We start from the raw sequence: 14,003 nt of genomic DNA, 5'->3' as shown, positions 1-14,003 counted from the left end.
CACTAGCAGGAACAAAAAAATGAACCAAGGCAAAGTCTGGCGCGTCGTTAAGCCGACCGTTGGTGTTCCCGTTTACCTGGGCGCCGTCGCCGTTACGGCCCTGATCCTGCACGGTGGCCTGCTGGCCAAGACCGACTGGTTCGGCGCCTACTGGAACGGTGGCAAGAAGGCTGCTGCGGCTGCTGCCGCCGTCGCCCCGGCCCCGGTCGCGGCTCCGCAAGCTCCGGCGCAGTAAAGAGCGTCTGTCAGCGTATGTCCGGCATGGGGCTGGGGTTCGCGGACCCCGGCCCCATGTAGTTTCAGGAGTGGCGCAGTGCCTCTGGCTTCTGTGAAAAAGCGCCACCACCGGACCCGGACACGTTCGCGCGGGTGACTGCACGGACGAACGTTCTCCCCACCCATGCCCTCGGTAGCGCCGGCCTCGTGCCGGCGCTTCTGTTTCCGCCGCCGAAAGCCGCGGGCATCGGATAGTGGTCGATGGGCGGGCGCCAGCCCGCCACGGCGCTAAGGCGCCACGCGCCCCGGCACGACGGCCTGCCGCCTCGGCGCCCTTGTGCCCCGGACGGGCGGCACCCACATGCCTGGCGCGGCGCAGCGGCGAAGCCGCACCGCAAGCGCCCACCCGCTGCTGCCGCCCGGCCGCAACAACCGTCAGTGGAAATAAGAAGGCCCCGCACGCGGCGGGGCCCGTCGGTCGCGAGCGGACGCGCCGCTCAGGCCGGCACGCGCCTCGGGCTGCGGCCGATCAGCGGCAGCATCGCCGCCACCGTGCCCAGCAGCAGCGCCAGCTCGATGATGTAGACGAAGACGTAGCCGGTGGCCGGGATCGAGATCCAGTGCGTCCAGGGATGGCTGGTCACCAGCGCCTGCACGACGTCGCGCAGGATGCCGCCCGCGGCCATCGCCAGCCCGGCGGCGGTGGCCTGCACGGCGCCCCAGGCGCCCAGCGCCAGGCCGGCCTGATTCGAAGGCGCGAGGTTCATCGTCGCCGTCAGCGTGCCGTGGCCGAACAGCCCGCCGCCGAAACCGATCAGCGCCACGCCGGTGGCGAAGACGAAGGGCGAGTTCATCGGCGCCGCGATGATGACGAAGAAAAAGGCCGGGATGCCGACGAGCGCGCCGATGCAGGCCATGCGGAACGGGTCCATGCCGCGGCTCAGCACCTTGGACGCCAGGCCGAAGCCGAACAGCCCGCCCAGCGCCAGCGTCGCCGTCAGCTTGGTCGTGTCGCCGACGGTCAGGCCGAGGATCTGGCCGCCATAGGGCTCGAGCAGCACGTCTTCCATCGTGAACGCCGCGGTGCCCAGGCCGATGGTGAGCAGCCGGCGCACGACCTGGTCGCCGTTGTCGACGAAGTGGCGCCAAGAATCCATGAAGCCGGGATCGGACTCGACCGGCGTCGCGCCGCGCCGCGGGTTGCGCGACTCCTGCTTCCACAGCGCGACGACGTTGAGCAGCATCGTCGTCAGCGCCGCGCCCTGGATCACCTGGATCAGCTTGGCCGGCGTGAAGTCGGCCAGCACCCAGCCGAAGATGAAGGCGCTGACGATGGTGCCGACCAGCAGCATCACGTACATCAGGCCGACGACCTTGGGCCGCGCCTCGGGCACGGCCAGGTCGGTGGCCAGCGCCAGGCCCACCGTCTGCACCGTGTGCATGCCGGCGCCGACGAGCAGGAAGGCGATGGCCGCGCCGGCCTGCCCCACCCACGGCGGCAGCGACCCCGAGTTGCCGCCACCGGACAGCACCAGCAGCGCGAACGGCATCATCGCGAAGCCGCCGAACTGCAGCAGCGTGCCTTTCCAGATGTAGGGCACACGCCGCCAGCCCAGCGCCGAGTAGTGGTTGTCGGACTTGTGGCCGATCAGCGCCCGAAAGGGCGCGAACAGCAGCGGCAGCGCCACCATCACCGCGACGATGGTCGCCGGCACACCCAGCTCGACGATCATCACGCGGTTGAGGGTGCCGACCAGCAGCGTTACCGCCATGCCGACCGAGATCTGGAACAGCGACAGCCGCAACAGCCGCGACAGCGGCAGCTCGGGCGTCGCCGCGTCGGCAAATGGCAGGTACCGGGTGCCGAAGCCCGTCCAGACCTGCATGAACTTCCGGCCAATCGTGCTCATCGAATGAAGCGCTCCGCCGGTCTGTTGCCGGCATGGACAATCGCCGGAACCTAACCCGAGCGCAGCGCAAGCGACCTGCTTTTTGTCAAAGTCGCGCGGTGAACACCCCGCTGCGGATGATGCCGATCAGCGTTTCGTCTCGGCGCGCACCGCCGCCGCGTCGGCGGCGGCGGACTTTCGCAGACCGCGCAGGTTCAGCGCCCCGAGGCAGAACTGCAGCAGCACCAGCGCCCAGGCGCCGGCGTGCACACCCCAGGCGACCCACAGCAGATTGCCGGCCGAAAACAGCCAGAAGCCCGCGCGCCGCCGCCGTGCCCGTGTCGAGCCGACGAACCAGGCGGCCACGACCGTCAGCAGCATCGCCGGCCATTGCAGCAGGTCGATCAGCTCGGGCATGGGCAGGCGGCAGGCACGGCGGCCCGGGGCAAACGCCGTTCCGGTGCGCGGGAACAGCCCTTGCCTTGCTGCGCGCCGAAGCGGCCGTCGCCCGCTGAAGCTCGATTGCGCCTTGCCGACCACCCTGTCCCCGCCCGCTGCCCCCGCCGCCGCCGATGCCCGTGCAGCACCCGCCCGTTTCGAGACGGCGGCGCCCCTGCGCTTCGTCGTCAATGCGGCCTCCGGGCGCCACGACCGCGACGAAACCGAAAAACGCATCGCCGACGCGCTCGCGGCCGCCGGCCGCGCCGGCCAGGTCGATTTCGCGCCCAAGGGCACGCTGGCCGAGGTCGCGGCACGCGCGGCATCGGCGGCGGCCGCTGACGGCGGCGCGATCGTCGCCGTCGGCGGCGACGGCACGATCAACGCCGTCGCCAACGCCGCCTGGGACGCCGGCTGCGTGCTCGGCGTCGTGCCGCAGGGCACCTTCAATTACTTCGCGCGCACCCACGGCATCCCGACCGACCCCGATGCCGCGCTGGCGGCGCTGCTGGCCGCCAGCCCACGCGCGGTGCAGGTGGGGCGGGTCAACGGCCACGTCTTCCTGGTCAACGCCAGCCTGGGCCTGTACCCCGACCTGCTCGAGGACCGCGAAGCCTGGAAGTCGCGTTTCGGCCGCAGCCGGCTGGTCGCCTTCGGTGCCGCGCTGGCGACGCTGGCGGGCGAACACCGGCGCCTGCGGCTGGCGGTGGAGCTGGGCGGCAAGACCCAGCTCGTGCGCACGCAGACGCTCTTCGTCGGCAACAACCGGCTGCAGTTCGAGCAGGTGGGCCTGCCGCAGGCGCGTGCCATCGAACACGGCCGAATCGGTGCGGTGATGCTGAAGCCGCTGGGCAGCTGGCGCCTGCTCGGGCTGCTGCTGCGCGGCGCCATCGGGCGCCTGGGCGAAGCCGACACCGTCGAGTCCTTCGCCTTCGAGCGCATGGTCGTGCGCCCCTGGCTGCCGGCTGGCACCCGCATCAAGCTCGCCTACGACGGCGAGGTCGTGCGCGTGCGCGCGCCGGTGGTGTTCGAGGTGGCGCCGCGCCCGCTGGTACTGCTGCTGTCGCCGGCCGCCGCATGAGCCCTCAGGACTTGTCCGGGGCTCATTCCCGCTTGGCGGGACCGGCCGTCAGGCCGAAGGGTGCTCCAGTGAGCCGCATCAGCCGCAGGATGTGGCCGTGAGCGTGCTGCTGCACGTCTCGGACACCCATTTCGGCACCGAGCGCGCGCCGGTGGTCGAGGCGCTGGTCGCCTTCGCGCACGCGCTGCGCCCCGACCTCGTGGTGCTGTCGGGCGACATCACGCAGCGCGCGCGGCGGGCGCAGTTCCGCGCCGCACGCCTCTTCGTCGACCGCCTGGGCAGCCCCTTCGTCGCGATTCCCGGCAACCACGACATCGCGCTCTTCGACCTCGCGTCGCGCTGGCTGCGGCCCTATGCGGCGCACATGGAGTCGTTCGGCACCGAACTGGAGCCGGTGCACGACAGCGCCGACTGCCTGCTGCAGTGCGTCAACACGACCCGGCCGCGGCGGCACAAGAACGGCGAGGTCTCGGCGCTGCAGATCGAACGCGTCGCGGCACGGCTGGCCGCGGCGCGGCGCGGGCAGCTGCGCATCGTCGTCGTGCACCAGCCGGTGGCGGTGTCGCGCGACGAGGACCTGCCCAACCTGCTGCGCGGCCACGCCCAGGCGCTGCGGCGCTGGGCCGAAGCCGGCTGCGACCTCGTGCTCGGCGGCCACATCCACCTGCCCTACGTCGTGCCGCTGCTGCAGCTGGCGCGGCCGCTGTGGGTGGTGCAGGCCGGCACCGCCGTGTCGCACCGGGTGCGCGACGGCATCCCGAACTCGGTCAACGTGCTGCGCTGGGGGCGCGAGGTGGCGCCCGGCAGCTGCCTGATCGAGCGCTGGGACCACGGCGACGAGGGCCGGTTCGTGCGTCGCGGCGTCACCGAGGCGCAGCCGGCACGCGGCTGAGCGCCCCGGGGCGCGCCCGCCGCTTCGTCAGGCGCCAGCCGCGATGGCGCCGCCGCCCCTGCGCTTGGCTTCGTAGCAGGCCGCGTCGGCGGCGGCGAGCCAGCTTTCGGCCGTCATCGTCGCAGCGTCGAGTTCGGCCACGCCCAGGCTGGCACCGACCTGCAGCGTGCGGCCATCCCAGTCCAGGCGCAGCGCGGCAATGGCCTGGCCGACCTTGTGCGCGACCGTCAGCCCCTGGCGGGCGTCGCAATGGGCCAGCAGCAGCGCGAACTCGTCGCCGCCGATGCGCGCGGCAGCGTCGCTGCTGCGCACGCTCTCGAGGATGGCGTCGGCCACCAGCTCCAGCATCGCGTCGCCGGCGGCGTGGCCCGCGCTGTCGTTGACCGGCTTGAAGCGGTCCAGGTCCAGCATCACCAGCGTTGCCGGGCGCGGGACGGCGCGTGGATCGGCGTTTTCGGCCAGCACACGGTGCACCGCCTGCGCGAAACCGTCGCGGTTGAGCAGGCCGGTCAGCGGGTCGTGGCGCACGGCGTGTTCCAGGCGCTCGCGGGCGTCGACCTGGCTGCTGATGTCGTAGAGGCACCAGATCGCGCCGGCCGCCGGATCGGCGGCGTCCACCGGCCGCGCCCGCAAACGGCTCCAGAACGGCTGGCCGCCGATGCCGACGAGGCGCCACTCGCCTTCGTAGACCTCGCCGTGGGCAAAGGCCGCGGCAACTTCCGCCTGCAGCGCGGCGTGGTCCTGCGCCGACGCGAAGATGATCCCGGTGCTGCCGCCGACGAGCTGCGCCTCGTCGTAACCCAGCAGGCGGCAGACCTCGGCGCTGACGAGCTCGAAACGGCCGTCGCGCTGGAACGCCAGGCCGATCGGCGACGCCGCCAGCACCGAGGCCAGGCGCCGCAGCACTTCGGTACGCGCCTGCTCGGCGAGGGCACGTTCGGCGACCACCTGGCGCAGGGAGTCGGCCAGGCGGCCGATCTCGCCGCCGGCACGCGGCCAGGCGGCGCGCTGGTCACCGGCCAGCAGGCGGCCGGCGCGGCGCTGCAGGCGCTCCAGCGGCCGCAGCTGGTAGGCCAGGAACAACACCATCAGGACCGCCATCGCGAGCGAGAACACGGCGCCCAGCAGCAGCGCCTCGTTGCGCGCGGCGCGCAGCGGCACCAGCAGCGAACCTCGCGGCACGACGCGCCAGAGCTGCCAGCCCGTCTCGGGCTCGCCGGCCATCGCGACCAGGTCCTCGCCGGTGGACCAGGCCCCCGGATGCGCCGACAGCGGCCGCCCGGCCTGCAGCCAGCGCGCATGGGCGTCGGCGAGGCGCGGCTCTTTCGAGATCGGCTCCAGCAGCAGCCGCCGGTCGGGATGGGAGACGATGCGGCCGGAGGCGTCGGCGACGACGGTGAGTTCGTCGCCTTCGCTCGCGGCGTCGGTCGGATCGATCACTTCCTGGGCGAGTTCGCCATTGGCCAGCGGCAGCGAGCCGAGCAGCACGCCGTAAGCGCGGTCCTCGGCATCAACCAGCGGCTGCATGAAAGCGACCACCGGTTCGCGCGAAGACACGCCCATGACCGGATGCGAGATCGTCACCCGCCGCGTTCGCATCGCACGCTGGAAGACAGCAGACTCGCCCAGGCGCAGCCTCGGCTCGAAGAAGCTATCGCGCGTGGCCGCCATCAGGACCCGTCCCTGGTCGTCGCTGACGGACACCACCGCGTAACCGGCGCGCAGCACCGTCTGCGTCGCGAAAAACGCACGCAGGCGGTCCGGATCGGCCAGCACCTCGGGCGTGAGCAGCGCCGAGGCCACTGCCAGCGAGCGCTGCATCGCGCGCACCCGGCGGCCGAGCGTGTCGGCCGTGCGCTGCACCTCGGTCTGCTCGTGCGTCTCGACGGCGCGCAGCATGTGCGTCTGCGCGACCTCGCTCATCTGCCCGGCCGTCAGCCCGACGGTGGCAAAGAGGACCAGCGTCGTGCCCACGGCCAGGCGAGACTTCAGCGTCGGCAGCCAGCGGGCGAGCCAGCGGCTGCCGCGCCCAGCCATGGCTTCCGATTCTTCGACCTCGTCCGCTGAACTCCCCGACTCGACCACCCGCTGCCTCGTGATGCACACGGCGCCCTGAACATCGGGGCGCCGCGCGAAGCCGGAATTGTCTCGTCTCCGTGGCCGGTCGCACGCAACGCAGACGCGCCGGGCGTGTCATTTGGACGCAGAGCGCGGCGCCGGATGCGCCGCGTGCGTGCCGTTCAGCCCTGGCGCCGGCTGCGCTTGGCCGCGGGCTTGGTGTCGGGCGCCGCCGCGGGGGCGGGCTCGGCGGCATCGGGCACCGGCCGTTCGGAGCCGGGCTGCAGCTTCCAGTCCTTGGTCTCGCCGCGGCTGGCGACCTGTTTCTCGGCGTGCATCGCGGCACTGGGCGAGATCGGGTCGCTCGCCGGGAAGGTCTGGTCCAGCGCCTCGTCGAGCGCCTGCTGGTAGGTCTGAGCCGGTTCGGCGGCCTTGTCGTCGGCGGCGGGCTTGGGTCGGGCGGTCATCGTCTGTCCTCGGCTCGGCCCTCGACGGAGGGCCATGGCTGCGGCCGGCACGCCGCGTGCCCGGCGTCGATACCGGCCTGGCCACCGCATGCAAGGCACTCCCCTTGCCAGACCGAGAGAACGTTCACCGATTCCCCGAAGGACGAGCCGATGTTTGCCCACACCCAAGGCCTGCCGTACGCCGTGCTCGGCGCCGGTGGCCGCGCAGCCTGCGACAGCTCGGCGCTGGCGCAGCCACGCCGCCCGGGCGGGTTCGCGACGGCGCAACCGGACGAGGCACGCGACCGCGGTGTCTGACGGCGACAGCCCCGCGGCCGGCCCGGGAGGGCCGCGGCTGCGCACGGCGGCCGGGCCGGTGCGCGCGCTGCGGCGCAGCATCGGCCTGGTCATCGTCGCGGCCGGGGCCTTGCTCGCGCTGGAGGCGCTGTGGCGCGAGGTGATCTCGGGCCGTGCGGCGGTCGAGCACGCGCTCTTCGGCGGCCTGTTCGCGGCGCTGGCCACCGCGCTCGGCGCGCTGCCGGCGCTGCTGCGCCACGGCGCCGAGGCGCGCACGCGCGACGCGATGCTGGGTTTCGGCGCCGGCGTGATGCTGGCGGCGTGTTCGTTCTCGCTCATCGTGCCGGCGCTGGCGGCCGCGCGTGCCGCCGGTGCCGGCACCGGCGCGGCCGGGCTTCAGGTCGCCGCGGCGCTGATCGTCGGCGCCGCGGCGCTGATGGCGCTGGAGCGCTGGCTGCCGCACGACTACTTCGACTTCGCCGCGCCCGCGGCCGGCGGCGGCCTGGACACGCGCCAGCTCAAACGCGTCTGGCTCTTCGTCACCGCGGTCGCGCTGCACAACGTGCCCGAGGGGCTGGCCATCGGCGTTGCTTTCGGCGGCGGCATCGAACAAGGCCAGGCGCTGACCGCCGGCATCGCGATCCAGGACGTGCCCGAGGGCATGGTGATCGCGATGGCGCTGCGCGGCGCCGGCTACCGGCCCGGCTTCGCGGTGCTGCTGGGCGCGCTGTCCGGGGTGGTGGAGCCGATGGCCGCCGTCTGCGGCGCGGTCGTCGTCGCGCAGATGGCCGCGGTGCTGCCCTGGGGGCTGGCGTTTGCCGCCGGCGCGATGCTGTTCGTCATCAGCCACGAGGTCGTGCCCGAGTCGCACCGCGGCGGCCACCCGCGGCTGGCGACGGCCGGCCTGGTGCTGGGCTTCGCGCTGATGATGCTGCTGGACACCACGCTGGCATGACGCCCGAACGCCCGCCCCGCCCTGCCTGGCCGCGTGGCGGCGGCAGCAGCTTCCGCGAGGACCACGCCTTCCTCTGCCGCGGCGACGACCGCCGCGTCTACCGGGTCGTGCGGCGCGAGCAGTGGGTCGCAACCACCGGCATCGACGGCCAGAGCCGCTGGCAGCGCACCGGCATCGGCAACTACGCGGTCGACGACGGCCGGCCGGTCGGCCGGCTCGACGACGGCCGCTTCGTCGTCGCGCGCACCCGCGTCGTGTTGACGCCGATCTGAGCGGCCGGCCGAGCCGCGCCAAGGCCGGCCCGCGCGGGCGCGGCAGGCGCCGGCGCAGCGCGCCAGAATCGTCGCCTGGCCCACCGGAGCATCAGATGACGAAGACGACGATCGGCGACTTTGCGATCACGACGAAATGGCCGGCGCAGCACCCCGAGCGGCTGCAGCTGTATTCGCTGCCCACGCCCAACGGCGTCAAGGTGTCGATCCTGCTGGAGGAGATCGGCCTGCCCTACGAGGCGCACCGGATCTCGTTCGACAACCGCGACCAGCTCTCTGCCGAGTTCCTGTCGCTGAACCCGAACAACAAGATTCCGGCGATCCTGGACCCGGACGGCCCCGGCGGGCGGCCGCTGGCGCTGTTCGAGTCGGGCGCGATCCTGCTGTACCTGGCCGAAAAGAGCGGCCGTTTCCTGCCGCGCGACCCGGCGGCCAAGTGGCAGGCCGTGCAGTGGCTGATGTTCCAGATGGGCGGCGTCGGGCCGATGTTCGGCCAGCTCGGCTTCTTCCACAAGTTCGCCGGCAAGGACTGGGAAGACAAGCGCCCGCGCGATCGCTACGCCGACGAGTCGCGCCGGCTGCTGGCGGTGCTGGACGGGCACCTGGCGGCGCGCGAATGGATGATGGGCGACGAGTTCACGATCGCCGACATCGCGATCTTCCCCTGGGTGAACAACCTCGTCGGCTTCTACGGCGCCGGCGACCTGGTGGGCTTCACCGGCTTCGCCAACGTGCAGCGGGTGCTCGAAGCCTTCATGAACCGGCCCGGCGTCGCCCGCGGCATGAAGGTGCCGGCGACGCGCTGACGCGGCGTCAGAAGAAGTCGTAGCGCAGGCTCAGGCCGGCGCTGCGCGGCGCCCCGGCCGACGCGTAGTAGGCGTTGTTGCCCTGCGCGGTGACGCCCAGGTAGTGGCGCTGGTCGAGTGCGTTGCGCAGCCACAGCGACAGGTCCCAGCCGCCGCCGTCGGCCGCCGCCAGGCGCAGGCCGGCGCCCAGGTTCAGCAGGCCGTAGGCGGGAATGCGCGAGTAGCTCGAGTTGTTGATGTCGCCGTAGGCCGCCGAGCGCCAGGCGTAGGCGGCGTGGCCGTGGAACTCGACGCCGTCGGCGACGTGGCGCCGCCACTGCGTGCCGAGCGCGACGGTCCAGCGCGGCGCGCCGTTGACCTCGTTGCCGGCCAGGCTCTGCGCGCCGCGGCCGTAGGCGCCGTCGAAGCGCTCGAAACGTGCCGGCCCGACGCCCTCGTCGAAGACGGCGCGTGTGTAGGCGCCCGCCAGGCTGAAGGCCAGCGCCGGCGTCGCCTGCGCCGCGAGTTCGAACTCCAGCCCCCGGCTCGTCAGGTCGCCGACGTTGCCCAGCACCGCCAGGAAGTCGTCGATCGGCGCGTAGTAGCGCGTCGTCACCGCCTGGTAGTCGTGGACCTTGGTGACGAACAGGTTGGCGTTGAACCGCAGCCGGCGCTGCGCCAGCGTGCTCTTGAAGCCGAGTTCGAGGTTGTCGGCCTGCTCCGGCCGCACCGTGATCGCGCCGACACCGAAGGCCGAACCCGGCGAGGCCACGCTGTTGACGTTGTAGCCGCCGGACTTCTCGCCGTGCGAGAGCGTCGCGTACAGCAGCGTCGCCGCGTTCCAGCGAGTGCTGGCCGACAGCAGCGCGGCGACGCCGTCGTCGCGGCGCTCGAGCGCCCCCGAGTCCCAGGCCGAGAACATCGGCAGCGCGCCGTAGGGCGAAGGCTGCTCGAGCCCGTTCTGGCGCACCCGGCCCTGCTTGCGCTCGCTCGTCGCACGCAGGCCGGCGCCCAGGTCCAGACCAGAGTCGAGGTGCAGCGTGCCGTGGCCGAACAGCGCCAGGCTGTCGCTGGCGGCGTCGCCACGGCCGCTGATCGCGTTGCCGGCCGGATAGGTGCCTCCGCTCAGCGTGCTGCCGGCGCTGCCGGTCGCGTAGTGGTTGCGGCTGTAGACGGCCTCGTGCCAGTAGTAGGCGCCGACGACCCAGTCCAGCGCCGTGCCGCCGGGGCCGGCCAGGCGCAGCTCCTGCGAGAACTGGCGCTGCCGCGTCGTGGAGCCGCCGGTCATGCCCGGCAGCGCGCTCATGTCGAGGTCGTTCTTCGGGTCGAAGCGCCAGCTGCGCCAGGCGGTGATCGAGCTCAGGCGCAACTCGCCGAGCCGCCAATCGGCCTGGGCCGACAGCGCGTCCTGCTGCGCGTCGGCGCGTTGTTCGGCGTCGAGCGCGACCTCATAACGGTCGGGGTCGGCGACGACCGGGCTGGCGCCAAGCAGCGCGGCCCAGCGGCCGTAGTCGGTGGGGTTGTCGCGACCCTTGAAAGGCCCGCGGTTCAGCGGCGCGTAGGCGTAGGGCACGAGCGCGCCGGTGCTGGAGCGCTCCTCGTGGTGCTCGGCGATCAGGCGCAGGCTGAAGGCGGCGTCGGGCCTGAGCAGCAGCTGCGTGCGCAGGCTGCGGCGGTTGACCTCGTTCAGCGTCTCGCCGCGCGCCACGTTGCGCACCCAGCCATCGTCGTGCGTGGCCGATGCCGAGAGCCGGAACGCGGCCGTGGCCGACAGCGGCCCCGAGTACATCGCCTTCAACTGGGTGTAGTGGCGGTTGCCGGCCGAAGCCTCGACCGTGGCCTCGGGCGTGAACGCGGGCGCACGCGTCGTGATGTTCAGCACCCCGGCGGTGGTGTTCTTGCCGAACAGCGTGCCCTGGGGGCCGCGCAGCAGCTCGACCTGCTCCAGGTCCAGCAGGTCGAACACCGCCTGCCCGGGGCGGCCGAGCAGCACGTTGTCGAGGTAGACGCCGACGCTGCCTTCGAGCCCCTCGTTGGCGGTGTTGTTGCCGATGCCGCGCACCGAGACGCTGGACTGGCGCGCGTGCAGGAACTGCGCCGTGACGTTGGGCAGCGCCTGCTGCAGCTCTTGCACCTGATACAGGCGCTGCTCGTCGAGCGTGCGTGCGCCGAGCACGCTGATCGCGGCCGGCACCGCCTGCGCGTCCTCGCTGCGGCGACGCGCGGTGACGGTCAGGGTCTCGACGGCGGGCTCGGCGCCGGCAGCGGGGAGTTCGGCCGGCGGCTCAGCGGCCGCTTCGGCACGCAGCGGCGCCACGGTGGCCAGCAGGGCGCTGGCGCTCAACGACAGGAATAACGAAGACGGCACGAGCGGTGATGGATCTTGTTCTGGCTTCAGGGGCGAACGCGCCGCCCAGGCGCGCGAGGGCGCGACCATAACGGCGAACTGCGCTCATCGCACGCAGGACCATCTTGATAGCAGTCAAATGCACGAAAGTGGGCCCTGCCGCGGCGAAGACCGGGGGCAGCCCGGCGATGGCCCCGATGCGCCTGGCCTAAGATCGCCCCCGTCTTGCCCGTCTCCGATCCCTCCCTGCTGCCCGCCCGCGACGCGCCCATCGGTGTCTACGACTCCGGCGTCGGCGGCCTGTCGGTGCTGCGTGCGCTGCGTGCGCGGCTGCCGGCGGAGCGTTTCATCTACGTCGCCGACAGCGGCCACGCGCCCTACGGCGACCGGCCGCGCGCCTTCCTGCTCGGCCGCGCAGCCGAGATCGCCGCCTTCTTCGTCGCCCAGCAGGCCAAGGCGCTGGTGCTGGCCTGCAACACGATCAGCGTCGTCGCCGCCGAGACGCTGCGCTCGCGCCACGCGCTGCCCATCGTCGCGATGGAGCCGGCGATCAAACCCGCCGCTGCCGCCACGCGCAGCGGCGTGGTGCTGGTGCTGGCGACCACGGCCACGGTGCGCAGCCCGGCGGTGGAACGGCTGTGCCGGCTCTACGGGCGCGACGTTCGCATCGTGCTGCAGCCCTGCCCCGGCCTGGTCGAGCTGATCGAAGCCGGCCGTTTCGCCGACCCGGCGACGCGCACGCTGCTCGAGCGCTACCTGCGCCCGGGGCTGGACGCCGGCGCCGACACGGTGGTGCTGGGCTGCACCCACTACGCCTTCGTGCAGGACGAGATCCGGCGGCTGGCGGGGCCGGGGGTCGAGGTCATCGAGCCGTCGGAAGCCGTCGCGCGCCAGCTGGTGCGCCGGCTGGGCCCGGCGCTGGCACCCGCCGGCGCGGCCGGTGCGTCGACCCATTACTACAGCTCGGGCGACACCGCGGCGCTGCAGAGCTTCCTGGAGGCGATGGGCCGCCCGGGGGCCGAGGTGCGGGCGCTGCCCGCAGCGCCCGGTTGAGCCCGCCGCGCCGCCATGCGGTGGCGCAGTTCCTGCATCCGCGAAATCAGGACAATCCCGCCCCTTGCGCCACCCCGGCCACGAGCCCCAGGGTGGTGCCGACGTGCTTCACCCCTGCACATGGCTGCCACTTCCCTGACCCCTGTTGCCCACTCCTGGCTCGACGACGCGCATGCGCTGATCGCCGGTTCGCTCTTCGTCTCGCTCGGCATGACGATGTTCGCCCACGTCGGGCTGCTGACCGGCGGTGTCGCCGGCGTCGCCTACCTGCTGCGCTACGCCTTCGGCGTCGACCTCTCGCTCGCCTTCTTCGTGCTGAACCTGCCGTTCTACTGGCTGGCCTGGCGCCAGCTGGGCGCCGAGTTCACGATCAAGAGCTTCATCGCGGTGGCCATGGTCTCGGCCTTCACCGCGGCGGCGCCGCATGTCGTGCGCTTCGAACTGCTGGACCCGTGGGTGGCCTCGGTGCTGGGCGGGCTGCTGATCGGCTTCGGCCTGCTGGCGCTGCTGCGCCACCGGGCCAGTGTCGGCGGCGTCAACATCCTCGCGCAGTTCCTGCAGCAGAAACACGGCTTCAGCGCCGGCAAGGTGCAGATGTCGGTCGACGTCTGCGTGGTGCTGGCGGCGCTGCTGACGGTGTCGCCTGAACGGGTGCTGCAGTCGGTGGTGGGCGCGGTGGCGATCGGCGCCTTTCTGACGCTGAACCACAGGCCCGGGCGCTATCTCGGGGTGTAGAGCCGGCGTTCCTGCGGCCCGGGCGCGGTCTCAACCCGTCGTCGAGAGGCGCAGCTTGCGCTTCAGGCGACCTGCGGAAGCACCCAGCAGACGAGGCTGACGGCGCCGCAGAGCAGCAGCGCGGCGATCAGGTCGAGCCGACGCTCGCGGCGTCGCCACTCCAGCCACTCGGGCGGCAGGCGAATCGGCTGTTTCATCGGCGACTCCTGGGGTGGTGGATCGGTCAGTGCATGCGCGAGGCCAGCCCGCTGGGGCCGGCCTCATCAGCCGCCGCCTGAGGCACGACCCGTGCCCGCTGGCCGGCAATGTCACGCCACTGCTGCAGCGCCCGGCGCACCGACTCGCGCACCGGCGGCGCAAAACCCGTGCCGTGGACATCGACGAAACCCAGGTTGTCGACGATGCGCACCAGCACCGCGTCGCGCTCCGGCCCCCGCGCCGTGCTCGCGCAGCGGCCGAGGCTGGCGTAGGCCACCATCAGCACGGTGGTCGACGCGAGCAGCGCTTCGGCGAAGTCGGGCTGGGGGTGGGGAGTGGGA

16 protein-coding genes are annotated in these 14,003 nt (G+C 72.6%); 9 read left to right on the top strand and 7 right to left on the bottom strand.

The genetic code is table 11. From position 1 onward, the window contains the following. Positions 1–19: 19 nt before the first annotated feature. Positions 20–235: a light-harvesting protein gene (locus tag CKO43_RS15620; protein WP_132645140.1), complete on the top strand. Its 216-nt coding sequence runs from the start codon at positions 20–22 to the stop codon at positions 233–235. 478 nt (positions 236–713) lie between these two features. On the opposite strand, the gene CKO43_RS15615 is transcribed toward CKO43_RS15620, so the two are convergent. Together CKO43_RS15615 and CKO43_RS15610 are read right to left on the bottom strand one after the other, a co-directional pair. After that, entirely contained in the window at positions 714–2,126 is a 1,413-nt protein-coding gene (locus tag CKO43_RS15615; RefSeq protein WP_200379188.1) for a PucC family protein, read from the bottom strand. Positions 2,127–2,252: 126 nt separating this feature from the next. Continuing rightward, positions 2,253–2,522 (bottom strand): hypothetical protein, encoded by a 270-nt coding sequence (locus CKO43_RS15610; protein ID WP_200231519.1) that lies wholly within the window; start codon positions 2,520–2,522, stop codon positions 2,253–2,255. Positions 2,523–2,634: 112 nt separating this feature from the next. Here CKO43_RS15610 and CKO43_RS15605 point away from each other — a divergent pair, with 112 nt between their 5' ends. Beyond that, positions 2,635–3,624 carry a diacylglycerol/lipid kinase family protein gene (locus CKO43_RS15605; protein ID WP_242481192.1) on the top strand — a complete coding sequence of 330 codons (990 nt, stop codon included), beginning with the start codon at positions 2,635–2,637 and terminating at the stop codon, positions 3,622–3,624. Between the two features lie 97 nt (positions 3,625–3,721). Beyond that, complete coding sequence (locus tag CKO43_RS15600) at positions 3,722–4,516, top strand: metallophosphoesterase (protein WP_200379186.1); 795 nt, start codon at positions 3,722–3,724, stop codon at positions 4,514–4,516. Positions 4,517–4,543: 27 nt separating this feature from the next. Here CKO43_RS15600 and CKO43_RS15595 read toward each other — a convergent pair whose 3' ends face one another. Together CKO43_RS15595 and CKO43_RS15590 are read right to left on the bottom strand one after the other, a co-directional pair. Continuing rightward, on the bottom strand, positions 4,544–6,553 hold the full coding sequence (locus CKO43_RS15595; protein WP_200379185.1) for a sensor domain-containing diguanylate cyclase: 2,010 nt from the start codon (positions 6,551–6,553) through the stop codon (positions 4,544–4,546). Positions 6,554–6,756: 203 nt separating this feature from the next. Next, a complete protein-coding gene (locus CKO43_RS15590) occupies positions 6,757–7,041 on the bottom strand; it encodes a hypothetical protein (RefSeq protein ID WP_200232128.1) in 285 nt (94 codons plus the stop codon). A gap of 150 nt (positions 7,042–7,191) precedes the next feature. Between CKO43_RS15590 and CKO43_RS15585 the strand changes: the two genes are divergently transcribed. The 4 genes from CKO43_RS15585 (at position 7,192) to CKO43_RS15570 (ending at position 9,350) form a co-directional block, all read left to right on the top strand. Next, a complete protein-coding gene (locus CKO43_RS15585; RefSeq protein ID WP_200379184.1) occupies positions 7,192–7,338 on the top strand; it encodes a hypothetical protein in 147 nt (48 codons plus the stop codon). Further along, positions 7,331–8,272 (top strand): ZIP family metal transporter, encoded by a 942-nt coding sequence (locus CKO43_RS15580; RefSeq protein ID WP_431191961.1) that lies wholly within the window; start codon positions 7,331–7,333, stop codon positions 8,270–8,272. Before CKO43_RS15585 ends, CKO43_RS15580 begins: the two co-directional genes overlap by 8 nt. Next, positions 8,269–8,544, top strand: a complete 276-nt coding sequence (locus CKO43_RS15575) for a hypothetical protein (RefSeq protein WP_200232126.1) — start codon at positions 8,269–8,271, stop codon at positions 8,542–8,544. Before CKO43_RS15580 ends, CKO43_RS15575 begins: the two co-directional genes overlap by 4 nt. A gap of 95 nt (positions 8,545–8,639) precedes the next feature. Continuing rightward, a complete protein-coding gene (locus CKO43_RS15570; RefSeq protein WP_200232125.1) occupies positions 8,640–9,350 on the top strand; it encodes a glutathione S-transferase N-terminal domain-containing protein in 711 nt (236 codons plus the stop codon). 7 nt (positions 9,351–9,357) lie between these two features. Here the strand turns inward: CKO43_RS15570 and CKO43_RS15565 are convergent, their stop codons facing one another. Next, positions 9,358–11,697: a TonB-dependent receptor gene (locus tag CKO43_RS15565; RefSeq protein WP_346728268.1), complete on the bottom strand. Its 2,340-nt coding sequence runs from the start codon at positions 11,695–11,697 to the stop codon at positions 9,358–9,360. A gap of 204 nt (positions 11,698–11,901) precedes the next feature. Here CKO43_RS15565 and murI point away from each other — a divergent pair, with 204 nt between their 5' ends. Beyond that, positions 11,902–12,729 (top strand): glutamate racemase, encoded by an 828-nt coding sequence (gene murI, locus CKO43_RS15560; RefSeq protein ID WP_200379182.1) that lies wholly within the window; start codon positions 11,902–11,904, stop codon positions 12,727–12,729. A 120-nt stretch (positions 12,730–12,849) separates the two neighbouring features. After that, positions 12,850–13,464 carry a YitT family protein gene (locus CKO43_RS15555; protein ID WP_200379181.1) on the top strand — a complete coding sequence of 205 codons (615 nt, stop codon included), beginning with the start codon at positions 12,850–12,852 and terminating at the stop codon, positions 13,462–13,464. Positions 13,465–13,526: 62 nt separating this feature from the next. Here the strand turns inward: CKO43_RS15555 and CKO43_RS26135 are convergent, their stop codons facing one another. Together CKO43_RS26135 and CKO43_RS15550 are read right to left on the bottom strand one after the other, a co-directional pair. Further along, positions 13,527–13,661: a hypothetical protein gene (locus CKO43_RS26135; protein ID WP_259373769.1), complete on the bottom strand. Its 135-nt coding sequence runs from the start codon at positions 13,659–13,661 to the stop codon at positions 13,527–13,529. 26 nt (positions 13,662–13,687) lie between these two features. After that, a partial coding sequence (locus CKO43_RS15550) for a hypothetical protein (protein WP_200379180.1) occupies positions 13,688–14,003 on the bottom strand: 316 nt, incomplete at its 5' end.

The organism is Rubrivivax gelatinosus, from assembly GCF_016583785.1.
GTDB lineage: Bacteria > Pseudomonadota > Gammaproteobacteria > Burkholderiales > Burkholderiaceae_C > Rubrivivax > Rubrivivax gelatinosus_B.
This window is presented reverse-complemented; position numbering and strand designations above follow the sequence as displayed.

What these genes read in the sequence shown, in the direction of transcription:
- CKO43_RS15570 (WP_200232125.1), top strand. Translation starts at nt 8,640, where the DNA reads ATGACGAAGACGACGATCGGCGACTTTGCGATCACGACGAAATGGCCG.
- CKO43_RS15590 (WP_200232128.1), bottom strand. Translation starts at nt 7,041, where the DNA reads ATGACCGCCCGACCCAAGCCCGCCGCCGACGACAAGGCCGCCGAACCG.
- CKO43_RS15555 (WP_200379181.1), top strand. Translation starts at nt 12,850, where the DNA reads ATGGCTGCCACTTCCCTGACCCCTGTTGCCCACTCCTGGCTCGACGAC.
- CKO43_RS26135 (WP_259373769.1), bottom strand. Translation starts at nt 13,661, where the DNA reads ATGAAACAGCCGATTCGCCTGCCGCCCGAGTGGCTGGAGTGGCGACGC.
- CKO43_RS15575 (WP_200232126.1), top strand. Translation starts at nt 8,269, where the DNA reads ATGACGCCCGAACGCCCGCCCCGCCCTGCCTGGCCGCGTGGCGGCGGC.
- CKO43_RS15610 (WP_200231519.1), bottom strand. Translation starts at nt 2,522, where the DNA reads ATGCCCGAGCTGATCGACCTGCTGCAATGGCCGGCGATGCTGCTGACG.
- CKO43_RS15615 (WP_200379188.1), bottom strand. Translation starts at nt 2,126, where the DNA reads ATGAGCACGATTGGCCGGAAGTTCATGCAGGTCTGGACGGGCTTCGGC.
- CKO43_RS15585 (WP_200379184.1), top strand. Translation starts at nt 7,192, where the DNA reads ATGTTTGCCCACACCCAAGGCCTGCCGTACGCCGTGCTCGGCGCCGGT.
- CKO43_RS15620 (WP_132645140.1), top strand. Translation starts at nt 20, where the DNA reads ATGAACCAAGGCAAAGTCTGGCGCGTCGTTAAGCCGACCGTTGGTGTT.
- CKO43_RS15595 (WP_200379185.1), bottom strand. Translation starts at nt 6,553, where the DNA reads ATGGCTGGGCGCGGCAGCCGCTGGCTCGCCCGCTGGCTGCCGACGCTG.